This is a genomic window from Pedobacter suwonensis, from assembly GCF_007833675.1.
In the GTDB taxonomy this organism is placed as follows: domain Bacteria; phylum Bacteroidota; class Bacteroidia; order Sphingobacteriales; family Sphingobacteriaceae; genus Pedobacter; species Pedobacter suwonensis.
In genome coordinates, this window is the sequence record NZ_CP031708.1 from 1,537,850 (window position 1) to 1,549,880 (window position 12,031).

Genomic DNA, 12,031 nt, shown 5'->3' on the forward strand with positions numbered 1-12,031 from the left:
CTATTCTAAAAAGGAGTGCATTCTAATCTCGTTTTAATCTCGCTCTTATTTCGCTATAATAATATGCGGTTAAACTTGTATAAATAATATTTCAATTCATTTAAACAAGATAAAGAGATGAAAACAGTATTAATTCCAACCGACTTCAAAGTAGAAAGTATAAAAATTATTGATGCACTTGTTCAACATCAACAAAACGAAATATTAAACATCATTTTCGTACATGCCTTTAAATTGTCTGATTCCATAACTGATATGTTAATGTTGAGTCGCCGCAGCCGCGATTATGAAAACGTCAGCGACGAATTTTATCAGCAAATCAATCAGGCCAAGGGAAAATATCCTACTCAGATCAATACCATTGGGATTGAATATTTCTACGGAAGTACAGTAGCGGCTTTTAAAAATTTCATCGAAGCTTTTGATGTAGAATGCATTGCCTACTTAAAGGGATACAATTTTACGCCAATCAATAAATATAGCATCGACCCTAAAATATTAACAGAACGGGCAGGCTGTGAAGTAATTTTACTAAATACTTTAACCGTTCATGCCAACGAAAATTTAATCGATACAAAAATACACGAAACGCAGCTGCAGGAAGCAAATTCTTAGTTACCAACCATTAAACTTTATATTATGCTATTACGAAATAATATTCCGCTCACTTATATATTTGGAAAGATCAAAAAAGAGCTTCTGTTTGTTATCGGTTACTCTATAGGTATTGTGATATTATATGAGAACCTTCATGTTACCCGTATTTCCATTCCTGTTGCAGTACCTGCTTTACTAGGAACAATCATTTCGCTTTTATTGGCATTTCGTTCTAACCAGGCTTATGACAGGTGGTGGGAAGCAAGGATTCTTTGGGGCGCAATAGTTAATGATTCGAGAACCGTGTCGCGCCAGATCTTGTCATTCGTTGAAAATCCCTATGGAATAGACGAAATTGAGGAGTTCAAGGCAAGCTTTGTAAAACGGCAAATTGCCTGGTGTTATGCCTTAAGTCAGGCATTGAGAGGTTTTAATCCTCGAAAAGGTTTAGAAGAATACCTTTCGGTTGAAGAATTTGAATTCATCAAGAAACGCAAAAATGTAACGGCCAGCATTTTAGAGTTGCATGCCATGGCTTTAAAAAGAGCACTGCAGGAAGGCTGGATCAATAAATATCAACAGATAGAAATAGACAAAACCATAACCGGTTTATGTAACCATATGGGCGGATCCGAAAGAATTAAAAACACCGTTTTCCCGGTTACTTATAGCAAGTATATCAACATGTCTATCCATTTATTCATAGTCTTGTTACCTTTCGGATTGCTGGAATACTTTGGTTACATGGAAGTTCCATTAGTAGTGGCCATTGCTGCCTTCTTTTTACTGGTTGAAAAAATGGCTGTTCATCTTCAGGATCCTTTTGAGAATAAACCGACAGATACACCAACTACGACCATCTGTAGAACCATTGAACGAGATCTTTGCCAGATGTTAGATGACAATAAAATTTATGAGGATAAACCTCAAACCGAATTGGCCCAGGTGGGATCATATTACATTTTGTAAATCACCCCAGGAAGCCTAAAATAAATCTCTTTGCTGAGATGGTTAGTTAAGCGCAATGGTTTTTCTTTGGATAAAGTATGGCCATTTGCGATAGTTGTATAATACAAAAGCCATTCATTTTTTTTGAATGGCTTTGTTTTTTTGCGCTGTAATCAGGCATTATCTGATACACACTTAATTGATAAGAAAATTTGCTGCAGTTTTAGCTAATATCCTTTTACACTACTATGTTGAAAACAACTGACGCCACCGATAACCCCGCTAAGAAAAAAACCCTCCCAAGTTTTCGCTTGAAGAGGGTTTGTATATTAAAGTCCCCTGAAGGAATCTAAGGATTAAGCATCAATTTTTGCATATTTCGCATTACGCTCAATAAAATCCCTGCGTGGTGCAACTTCATCGCCCATTAACATCGAGAAAGTATGATCGCATTCCGCTGCACTTTCGATGGTGGCCTGCATTAAGGTACGTGTAGCAGGATTTAGGGTGGTATCCCAAAGTTGCTCAGCGTTCATTTCACCCAAACCTTTATAACGTTGTATGTGCACGCTATCTTCTTTACCTGCACCTTTTAAACGCTGTACAGCGGCATCACGTTGTGCATCATTCCAGCAATATTCAAAATCTTTACCTTTTTTAACCTGATAAAGTGGTGGAGATGCAATGTAAACATATCCTGCCTCAATCAGGGCACGCATATAACGATAGAAGAATGTTAAAATCAACGTGGTAATGTGCGACCCGTCGATATCAGCATCCGTCATGATTACAATTTTATGGTAACGGAGTTTGGTTAAATTTAAAGCTTTATTATCCTCTGGTGTACCAATACTTACCCCAATAGCGGTAAACATATTTTTGATTTCGTCGTTTTCATAGATCTTATGCTCCATTGCTTTCTCCACATTCAGAATCTTACCTTTTAAAGGTAAAATCGCTTGAATATTACGATCACGACCTTGTTTAGCAGTACCACCCGCAGAATCTCCCTCAACCAGGAAAATTTCACATCTTTCGGGATCGCTATCCGAGCAATCGGCTAATTTACCAGGCAAGCCCGAACCGCCCATTACGCTTTTACGTTGCACCATTTCTCGTGCTTTACGGGCTGCAGCACGTGCAGTAGCCGCCAAGATTACCTTGTTGATAATCATTTTGGCTTCTTTAGGGTTCTCTTCCAGATAATTACCTAAAGCCTCTCCTACCGCAACATCAACCGATCCCATCACCTCACTGTTTCCGAGTTTGGTTTTGGTCTGTCCTTCAAATTGTGGCTCCTGTACTTTTACCGAAACTACTGCGGTTAAACCTTCCCTAAAGTCATCACCGGTGATTTCCATTTTTACGTTCTTTAATAAACCTTCCTTATCAGCATAGGTTTTTAAAGTACGGGTTAATCCCCTACGGAAACCGGCAATATGCGTACCGCCTTCGTGGGTATTAATGTTATTTACGTAAGAGTGAACATTCTCTGCATAACTGTCATTATACTGGAATGCCAGCTCAACAGGAACACCATTTTTAATTCCTTCGATATAAATAGGCTCGGCCAGAATAGAGGTACGGGTATCATCCAAAAAAGCTACAAACTCTTTTAAACCACCTTCAGAATGGAAAGTTTCTGAAAAGAAAGTACCATCCTCCAGTTGCTCACGTTCATCAGTTAACGTTAATTTAATACCTTTATTTAGAAAAGATAACTCGCGCAAACGGCCAGCCAAAGTATCATATTTGTATTCGGTAGTTTGGGTAAAAATGGTAGGATCAGGAGTAAATGTTACAATCGTACCACGTTTGTCTGTATTTCCAACTTCTTTAACATCATACTGCGGAACACCAATTTTATACTCTTGCATCCAGATTTTACCTTCGCGGTGTACTTCTGCTTTTAAATCTGTAGACAAGGCATTAACACAACTTACCCCTACACCATGCAAACCTCCGGATACTTTGTAGGTATCTTTATCAAATTTACCACCTGCGTGCAAAACCGTCATTACGATTTCAAGCGCCGATTTATTTTCTTTTTTATTAATTCCTGTCGGAATACCACGTCCATTATCTTCAACCCTGATGGAGTTGCCTTCTAAAATGCGAACGTCAATGGTATCTGCATGACCGGCTAAAGCCTCATCAATAGAGTTATCTACAACCTCATAAACCAAGTGGTGCAAACCCTTTACACCAGTATCACCTATATACATCGAAGGGCGCTTACGCACCGCTTCCAAACCTTCTAAAACCTGTATATTATCTGCCGAATAATTTGACTTTAAATCCTGTTCTTCGCTCATATTTTAATTAAAAACAATAAGTATCAAAAATACGGAAATTTTGCCACTTAAACTAATATGTGGATAATTTTTGGGCTGTTAAGAGATTGATGCAAAAGCCTCTTCCATTGAGTTAACAAGGATTTGAAATGTAAATCCTGTATTACCAGCAAGCTTGTCTCTCTACTTCTACTGACCCCGGTTTTACCCCATTCCGTTTGGGCTTACAGCCGCTAAAGAACATTTATTTTTCTTTCGGGCATCATCCCCAATATCAGAAGCTTCATTTTGAGAAAGAACGTCCCGTTAGGGGCGATTCGTAAATATTCAATTGGTGTTTTCTTTCCTTAGGATTATTTGCTATTGCCAATTTGCCACGCAACATACAACCCCAATAGCAGCATATGCTGCGCCACCTAAACCTGATGGAAGCGGGCATGCAATAAAGCGGACAGCAGGGCAAACAACCGTTTGAAAAAAAGGTATTGCTTTTCAAATCATCGCTATCTGGTTTGAGCGGCCGGCAAGGTGCTTAGCAACGCGTAAAATTAACGCTTGATGCTCCGCGCCAAACGTAAAACACCTTTCGATGACAATAGGCTTTTCTTTAAATTGCATATCAAAACTAATTTATATAAGTTTGCTAAAATTTATTAAACAAGAATGGAAAGAAGAACCTTTAAAACCTTTGGTTTACTTGCAACTGCAACTTTGATAACTGCTTTCTCTGCATGTCAGAACAAAGACACTAAAACTACTGAACCTAAAAAAACAGAGGGTACTACTGCACCGGTTTCTGCAACTGAGAAAATTGTGTTTGTAAACTCCGACTCGTTACTTACAAAATATGAATACTTCAAAGATCTTAAAGTAAAATTTGAAGGGAAAAGCAAAAGTGCTCAGGCAGATATCCAGGCAAAAGGTCAGGCTTTTCAGAGAGAGGTAGCACAATACCAGCAATCGGCACAAACATTATCAGCCGATCAACGCAAAAGTACTGAAGAACGTTTGGCACGTAAACAACAAGAGCTTCAAACTTACCAACAAAACGCTGGTGGCGCTTTACAGAATGAGCAGGCTGCCGAAAATGAAAAACTTTACGATAAAGTAGCTGATTATCTGAAAGGTTATGCTAAAGAAAAAGGTTATAAAATGGTTTTAACTTACTCAAAAGGTAACAGTGCCATCTTATTTGCCGATGAAAGTTTAGATGTGACTTCAGAAGTAATTAAAGGCTTAAATGCAGAATACAGTAAAAAATAAACCAAAAGACATTGAAAACTGGATGCCCCGACAAAATCGGGGCATTTTTTTTGTGTTACATTGAAAATCAGCACCGAAACCATTTACCCAAATAAAATAAATATGGAAAAACAACATCAGGAATACATGCAGATGGCCATCGACCTATCGGTACAAAATGTAAGCGAGTGCATTGGCGGACCATTTGGCGCGGTAGTGGTAAAAGATGGACAACTCATTGCTAAATCAGCTAACAAGGTTACTTTAACCAACGATCCGACGGCACATGCAGAGGTTTCGGCCATCAGACTGGCCTGTACCGAATTAAATACTTTCGATTTAAGTGGATGTGTAATCTACACCAGCTGCGAGCCTTGTCCGATGTGTTTGGGGGCTATTTACTGGGCAAAAATTGATACCATATATTACGCAAATACCAAATCAGATGCTGAGCATATTGGTTTTAGCGACAAATTCATTTATGATGAACTTGACAAACCAATGGAAAACAGAAGCCTGCCTGTAATCCAGTTGATGCGTGATGAAGCGTTGTCGGCATTTAAGCTATGGGAAACATCGCAGATGCGGATTAATTATTAAACTACGAAAGGTGCCGATCACTCAGCACCTTTGATTGTAAACTGAAGTTTATTTACCCGATTCTTTAGAAGCCAACAACCCCACCATAACATCTATCTCTTTCACTACACCATCATCCGTTCCTGAGAAACCCACGGCTTTAAACCTGATGTTACCATCGCCGTCTATCACAAATTTAGTAGGGATTCCATCCACCTTATAAGCACTTACAACATCGAATTTTGAGGGATCTTTAGCGTTTTTGGTATCGTAAAGCACATTAAAATTGTATTTCTTTTCAGCAATAAAATCGGTAACCACTTTCTCCCTGTTATCCTCATTTTGCCAGGTGTTTACAAACAGGAATGCCACATTGGGGTTGGCTGAATATTTCGCCATGGCTTTTTGCATACCGGGAAAAGAAGCTACACAGGGGCCACACCAGGTTGCCCAGTAATCCAAAATCACTATTTTACCTTTTAAGCTGGCCAGGCTAACCTTTTCACCTTTTAAATTCATCAGTGAAAATGCGGGTGCAGGGATATTGATCATTTTTTTGGTCCACTCCGCTCTTTCTTTTTCTAAAGCTTCTTTTTCCAGACTGGCGATATACGTTTCGTAAGTATCTTCTTTCTTTAAAGTGGCGTAAAGCCTTTTAAAATCAGCTTTTAACGAATCGGTTGCTTTACCATCTCTGATGAGTTTTTCTGCCTCTGTATAGGCTTTATTGTTCTGCCCATCTTTAATCAGGTAGGTAACATAACGCTCAGAAACATCTGGCGGAACACTAGCATACATCGGTAAAGCTTTTTCCTGTGCAGCCAATGCTTCCTTAAATTTGCCCTGATGATAAAGCAATAATGCATAGGTATCGGCATACATGCCATAAGCACCATCTAAATATTTGAGATAATCTTCTTTAGTATTGTAATATTTTGGCAGCTCATCACTTCTTGATGCTTCTAAAAGATCGAGCGATTGCCTGGAAAGCTTTAAGGCTAAATCTATATTTTCCTTTTTTTCGGCAGCTGGCCAGGCAAAATTATTATAGAGACTTGCCCTTGTCATTTTATCAGTTACTTTACCCGCATAATATTGAAACTTATCCAGATCTTTGGCTTTTACCGCGCTATTTGCCATCATGCCATAAACAGCATTTAGTTTGCCCACATCAGCCTTTTTGTTTTGATCGAGTTTAAATCCTGCGATCAGTTCTTCCGCTTTCTTTATTTGCACAGCAAAATCTTTTGTACCGTAAAGTGCATTCATTCCATCATTCCAGGCATAATTCCCGGTTGGATATTTCTTGAGCAAAATCCCTTTAACTGAATCGGCCTGTGTTTTTTTCTTCAGCAGCGAATACAGTCCGATAACAGTGCTTAAATCTTCTTCTTTAGGTTCTTTTAGTTTAGACAATGCCGAAATGTTCTCGTTGATGAGCTTTGTTCCCTTATCTTTATCTGCTTTATACTCGAGCGAAAGGTATTGCTGCAGGTTTTTCTTTTTCAACCCTGGCTTTAGCGCAAGTGCCTGATTGTATAATGATACTGCCTTTTCAGGATCAATGGTAAGTCCCAGATAATAATTTCCGGCTAATCCATATAAAAAGGCTTCGTTAAGATACGCCTCAGCAGGTACTTTTCCACCCTTGGTAAATTCAATGACGTAACCGGCCGGTGCTTCATCTTTCTGGTCGCCAACAGAAAAGGAAAGCCCAACCACAGTAACGCTATCCGGAGTTGAAATCTCCCCTTTGTAAACCGTCCCTTCTTTTACCAGTTCAACTTTCTTACTTTTTGGATTAGTTGTACTAAAAAAAGTATAACCGGTACATTTTACATCGGCCAGGTTTTCCAGGTTAGTTCCTTTTGGATCGTAGGTAAATTTAACGATACTCCCTGCAGCTGGTTGAACAGCAGAAAATTTCACCCCTTGAGCATTAACCGCTCCCGCAGCCAACACCAGTAAACAGAACAATTTTAAGGTTTTCATAATGAAAGGATTAGGTTTTAATTAGGTAAACTAAATATATAGTTTAATCACCATTATTCCTAGTTATTTTTTGTTAAATTTTAAGGAATAATTATTGTATGAACATAATCATGACCTACGAACAAAAAATAAAGAGTGAACTGGATTTCTGGAAGTTTAAAACTTTGCAACAACCTTCACTATTAAACAAGGTGACTGATAAAGTTCAAAAGAAAATAAACAGCTATATACCCGATAAGGTTCATGATGCCATAACCTCAGCCATAAAACAAATGGTTAAGGCGGTACTTTTTGGTTCTACCTTTACCACTTCGAAACCCATTACCGATTTGACTTTGATGCACCGAGAGGCATTAATTAGGCAAAAGATCGAAAATTATAAAAAAACAGGGGCTGCAGAAGGTGGAATTACAGGTGCGGGTGGTTTTTTAATGAGCCTGGCTGATTTCCCGTTATTATTGGGCATCAAAATGAAAATGCTTTTCGATATAGCGGCAGTTTACGGATATGATGTTAAAGATTACCGCGAACGTTTATATATTCTACACATCTTTCAACTGGCCTTTTCAAGTAAAGAAGAAAGTCAGCATGTTTTCAGCAAAATGCTGTCCTGGGATGATCAAGCGCATTTATTGCCGACCAATATTGATGAATTTGACTGGCTCACTTTTCAGCAACAGTATCGCGATTACATCGATCTGGCTAAACTGGCCCAGATGCTCCCTTTTGTAGGTGCAGCAGTTGGCGCCATTGCCAATTATAAATTAATTGAGAAATTAGGTAAGACAGCAATGATGAGTTACAGAATGAGGTATTTCAGTTTGCAGTACGCAATTTCCAGTTCAGAAGAAACTGAAAACCGTAAACTTAAAACCGGAAACTAACTACTCTTCATCAAACATCCCATCCAATAAATCATCTGTTTCCCTTCTGTCTTTCTTAGTTGGACGTCCTGTTCCCCGATCGCGTTTAAGTGTTGGTGCATGAAAAGCTGATTTAAAAGCATGCGTTTCTTCTGGCGGAGTAAGATCTTTATATTTGGTTAAGGCGGTTGGCGAATCTGTTCTGTTATACGAGAGTTCAACCACCTCTATAATTTTTTTCTCAATGCCTTTTGAAACCTGGTAAACGTCGCCAACTTTCACAATAGCCGAGGGTTTAATATTCTGCCCCTTGAGTTTCACCCTACCCGCTTTACAGGCATCGGTAGCCAGGCTCCTTGTTTTAAACAGCCTGATTGCCCATAAATATTTATCTATCCTAAGTTTTTCTGTCTCTGTCATAAAAATACAAAAATACGTAATTAGGTTAACTGTATAAACTGGTTGATCGGTTAATTGTAGATACGGCTTTCAACAGTTAACCGATTGAAACAATTAACCTTTAACCTAGGAACAAAACAATTTATACAATAAACCCTTTAATAAACAAAAATTGATTTATTTTGCGTAAAATTAAAAAACATCATGTATTCAGATTTAAAGAAATTAATTGAAGCCGCTTGGGAAGACAGAACACTTTTACAATATAGCAACTATTGCGAAGCCATTGAAACGGTAATTCAAGGTTTAGATAAGGGCGAAATCCGTGTAGCTGAACCAGTTTTAAACTCTTGGGGCATTAATGAATGGGTAAAAAAGGCAGTAATTTTATATTTCCCGATCCGCGAAATGAAGGAAATTAAAAGCGGTCCGTTTGTTTACCATGATAAAATGGAATTAAAAACCGATTACAAAACAACTGGTGTTCGTGTGGTGCCTATGGCAAGCGCACGTTATGGTTCGTTTTTGGCAAAAGGTGTAATCATGATGCCATCGTATGTAAATATTGGCGCTTATGTTGACGAAGGCACCATGGTTGATACCTGGGCTACAGTGGGTTCTTGCGCACAAATTGGTAAACGTGTACATTTAAGTGGTGGTGTGGGTATTGGTGGTGTTTTAGAGCCTGTACAAGCAGCTCCGGTTATTATCGAAGATGATGCCTTTTTAGGTTCAAGGGCTATTGTAGTAGAAGGTGTTAAAGTAGAAAGAGAAGCCGTTCTTGGTGCCAATGTGGTTTTAACAGCATCGACCAAAATTATTGATGTTACCGGTCCAACCCCTGTTGAATATAAAGGTATTGTTCCGGCTCGTTCAGTGGTAATACCAGGAAGTTATACTAAAAAATTCCCAGCTGGCGAATTTCAGGTTCCCTGTGCTTTAATTATCGGTAAACGCAAAGAAAGTACAGATAAGAAAACTTCACTTAACGATGCGTTGAGAGAAAATAATGTAGCGGTTTAAGCTGAAAGCAAAAAGGTGAAAGCTGAAAGCGAAACTAAAAATCAAAAGGCCGATAGTACTGAACTTGATCAATCAAGCTTTGGTCTTTCGGCTTTAAACTTTAAGCTTAAAATAGGGTTTGACGGCAAGCGTGCTGCCAATAACTTAACCGGACTTGGTAATTACAGCCGTTCTTTAATTAAGCATCTGGCGGATCAGTTTCCTGAACACGAGTATTTGGTTTATGCACCAAAAGTAAAATCCGCCAGACAGATAGATGCTTTTTTTGAAAAGGAAAACATCAAATTAAGGCTTCCTAAAAGCGGGCCTTTTTTATGGAGGATGTTAAATATTCTAAAAGATTTAACCCAAGACAAATGCCAGATTTTTCATGGCCTTAGTCATGAAATTCCGTTAGCCATACAACATACCAGAATTAAATCAATTGTAACCATACATGATTTAATTTTCCTTCGCTATCCACAGTATTATAAATTGATCGACCGGAAATTATACGAATGGAAAAGTAAATCGGCTTGCAAACGTGCCAATAAAATTATCGCCATCAGCGAAAAAACAAAGGAAGATATTATCAATCTGTACGGGATTAACCCTGAAAAGATTGAAGTCATTTACCAGAGCTGCGATGATAGTTTTAAAACAGCGTTCCCAAAAGAAAAATTAAGCAAGATTAAGGCAACCTATAAACTACCTGATAAATATCTGCTGAATGTTGGCACCATTGAAGAGCGTAAAAATCTAAAACTGGTTGTCCAGGCTTTAAAAGAAGTTGATGAAGAATATAAATTGGTAGTGATAGGGAAACAAACTGCCTATTTCAACAGCGTTGAGAAAGAAATAGAAAAGCTCGGTCTGAAAAACCGCATCTTATTTTTAAAAAACATTCCTTTTACCGACCTGCCTGGCATTTACCAAATGGCCAACGTTTTTGTTTACCCTTCTTTTTACGAAGGTTTTGGTATCCCAATTATTGAGGCTCTTTACTCTGGTGTTCCAGTTGTTGCGGCAACAGGCTCATGCCTGGAAGAAGCGGGTGGTCCCAATAGTCTGTATGTTTCGCCAAATGATGCAACAGGATTAGCAAAAGCCATTAATCAGATTATAGAAAATCCTCAACTTCAAAAAGAAATGAAAGAAAAGGGGTTGGAATTTGTTCAAAAATTCAATAGTTCTGTAGTTACGGAGCAACTGATGTATTGCTATCTGTCTCTTTAAAAGGCTATTCCTTTATGCCAACATTCCCTTGTTATAACGTGTAATGTGCCGTAATTTAGGTTAATTACAGAAATTTGGCTTTTATATTCGAAAAGCAAGGATACTGCTACTATAAACGTTAGTCCTGCCAATGCTACAAGTCCTCATCCGATGAAGGATCGGATTCCGGGCTTTCCGCGAATGTCAGGTTTAAGTTGGAACTGACTGTACAAAGGCAAAAGGGCTGGAATTATTTAAAATTCAACAGCCCTCTTGTTATCGTTAATTTCTACTGCTTATTTTGCAGTTACACCGTTCGATGGATATTGTGCTAAGATTTCTTTCACGCCAGTATACAAACGTTGTTCTCTTTTATTAAAGTTATCAAGGTTAAAACCTGATCCTTGTCCGTGCCAGAATAGAATCTTTTTTGCCGGATCCAGAAAATCGATAATAATGGTACCATCAATATACTGGTTCACATAGGTACCGCCGCCCCAGAAAGGATTTCCCCAACCGCCGCGCCAGCCCCATCCCCAGCCACCGTAGTAACCCGGGCCATATACATCGGTTTTTTCGCGGGCAACCACTACAAGATTAACCAGCATATCCGGACGATCCGATTTTGTAAAGCCTTTCGCATTCATTTCAGATTCAACCGCCGCCATCAACCTGCGCTTATCTAAATTGTTGAGCTTAATCCTGGCGATACCTTTATCGTAAAAATTGTAAGTTTTATAACACCTTAAATCAACATCTTTATCATAATCTGATGCGGTACGGAGTGTTGTACATCCTGCTAATGCCAATACCACTGTAAAAAGCATTAATAATTTTTGTGCTGTTTTCATTTTGTGCGTTTCTTGTATAAATAACCTGACATAAATATAACGATCTTGC

At 38.6% G+C, this 12,031-nt stretch carries 11 protein-coding genes; 7 read left to right on the forward strand and 4 right to left on the reverse strand.

Annotation, left to right across the window (positions count from 1 at the left end; genetic code table 11):
- The first annotated feature begins 117 nt into the window (after positions 1–117).
- Both DV942_RS06250 and DV942_RS06255 read left to right on the forward strand, forming a co-directional pair.
- Entirely contained in the window at positions 118–615 is a 498-nt protein-coding gene (locus DV942_RS06250; protein ID WP_145856153.1) for a hypothetical protein, read from the forward strand.
- Positions 616–639: 24 nt separating this feature from the next.
- Positions 640–1,566 (forward strand): bestrophin family protein, encoded by a 927-nt coding sequence (locus DV942_RS06255; RefSeq protein WP_145856155.1) that lies wholly within the window; start codon positions 640–642, stop codon positions 1,564–1,566.
- 335 nt (positions 1,567–1,901) lie between these two features.
- Here the strand turns inward: DV942_RS06255 and gyrB are convergent, their stop codons facing one another.
- Positions 1,902–3,860 carry a DNA topoisomerase (ATP-hydrolyzing) subunit B gene (gene gyrB, locus DV942_RS06260; RefSeq protein ID WP_145856157.1) on the reverse strand — a complete coding sequence of 653 codons (1,959 nt, stop codon included), beginning with the start codon at positions 3,858–3,860 and terminating at the stop codon, positions 1,902–1,904.
- Positions 3,861–4,502: 642 nt separating this feature from the next.
- Between gyrB and DV942_RS06265 the strand changes: the two genes are divergently transcribed.
- A complete protein-coding gene (locus tag DV942_RS06265; RefSeq protein WP_090982809.1) occupies positions 4,503–5,102 on the forward strand; it encodes an OmpH family outer membrane protein in 600 nt (199 codons plus the stop codon).
- A gap of 102 nt (positions 5,103–5,204) precedes the next feature.
- Positions 5,205–5,681: a nucleoside deaminase gene (locus DV942_RS06270; RefSeq protein WP_090982887.1), complete on the forward strand. Its 477-nt coding sequence runs from the start codon at positions 5,205–5,207 to the stop codon at positions 5,679–5,681.
- 48 nt (positions 5,682–5,729) lie between these two features.
- Here the strand turns inward: DV942_RS06270 and DV942_RS06275 are convergent, their stop codons facing one another.
- The gene (locus tag DV942_RS06275; RefSeq protein ID WP_145856159.1) at positions 5,730–7,652 is read right to left on the reverse strand and encodes a redoxin domain-containing protein; all 1,923 of its coding nucleotides are present in this window, start codon (positions 7,650–7,652) and stop codon (positions 5,730–5,732) included.
- A gap of 110 nt (positions 7,653–7,762) precedes the next feature.
- On the opposite strand from DV942_RS06275, the gene DV942_RS06280 reads away from it, so the two are divergent.
- A complete protein-coding gene (locus DV942_RS06280; RefSeq protein WP_145856161.1) occupies positions 7,763–8,536 on the forward strand; it encodes an EcsC family protein in 774 nt (257 codons plus the stop codon).
- Here the strand turns inward: DV942_RS06280 and DV942_RS06285 are convergent, their stop codons facing one another.
- Positions 8,537–8,935, reverse strand: coding sequence for an RNA-binding S4 domain-containing protein (locus DV942_RS06285; protein ID WP_090982803.1), 399 nt, complete (start codon positions 8,933–8,935; stop codon positions 8,537–8,539).
- 183 nt (positions 8,936–9,118) lie between these two features.
- On the opposite strand from DV942_RS06285, the gene DV942_RS06290 reads away from it, so the two are divergent.
- Positions 9,119–9,937: a 2,3,4,5-tetrahydropyridine-2,6-dicarboxylate N-succinyltransferase gene (locus tag DV942_RS06290; protein ID WP_186462435.1), complete on the forward strand. Its 819-nt coding sequence runs from the start codon at positions 9,119–9,121 to the stop codon at positions 9,935–9,937.
- Positions 9,938–9,952: 15 nt separating this feature from the next.
- Positions 9,953–11,152 (forward strand): glycosyltransferase family 4 protein, encoded by a 1,200-nt coding sequence (locus DV942_RS06295; protein ID WP_145856163.1) that lies wholly within the window; start codon positions 9,953–9,955, stop codon positions 11,150–11,152.
- A 275-nt stretch (positions 11,153–11,427) separates the two neighbouring features.
- Here the strand turns inward: DV942_RS06295 and DV942_RS06300 are convergent, their stop codons facing one another.
- On the reverse strand, positions 11,428–11,982 hold the full coding sequence (locus tag DV942_RS06300; RefSeq protein ID WP_186462436.1) for a DUF4136 domain-containing protein: 555 nt from the start codon (positions 11,980–11,982) through the stop codon (positions 11,428–11,430).
- Positions 11,983–12,031: the final 49 nt, after the last annotated feature.

Coding starts and splice junctions, on each gene's coding strand:
- DV942_RS06285 (WP_090982803.1), bottom strand. CDS start 8,935: ATGACAGAGACAGAAAAACTTAGGATAGATAAATATTTATGGGCAATC.
- gyrB (WP_145856157.1), bottom strand. CDS start 3,860: ATGAGCGAAGAACAGGATTTAAAGTCAAATTATTCGGCAGATAATATA.
- DV942_RS06265 (WP_090982809.1), top strand. CDS start 4,503: ATGGAAAGAAGAACCTTTAAAACCTTTGGTTTACTTGCAACTGCAACT.
- DV942_RS06300 (WP_186462436.1), bottom strand. CDS start 11,982: ATGAAAACAGCACAAAAATTATTAATGCTTTTTACAGTGGTATTGGCA.
- DV942_RS06280 (WP_145856161.1), top strand. CDS start 7,763: ATGACCTACGAACAAAAAATAAAGAGTGAACTGGATTTCTGGAAGTTT.
- DV942_RS06270 (WP_090982887.1), top strand. CDS start 5,205: ATGGAAAAACAACATCAGGAATACATGCAGATGGCCATCGACCTATCG.
- DV942_RS06290 (WP_186462435.1), top strand. CDS start 9,119: ATGTATTCAGATTTAAAGAAATTAATTGAAGCCGCTTGGGAAGACAGA.
- DV942_RS06255 (WP_145856155.1), top strand. CDS start 640: ATGCTATTACGAAATAATATTCCGCTCACTTATATATTTGGAAAGATC.
- DV942_RS06275 (WP_145856159.1), bottom strand. CDS start 7,652: ATGAAAACCTTAAAATTGTTCTGTTTACTGGTGTTGGCTGCGGGAGCG.
- DV942_RS06250 (WP_145856153.1), top strand. CDS start 118: ATGAAAACAGTATTAATTCCAACCGACTTCAAAGTAGAAAGTATAAAA.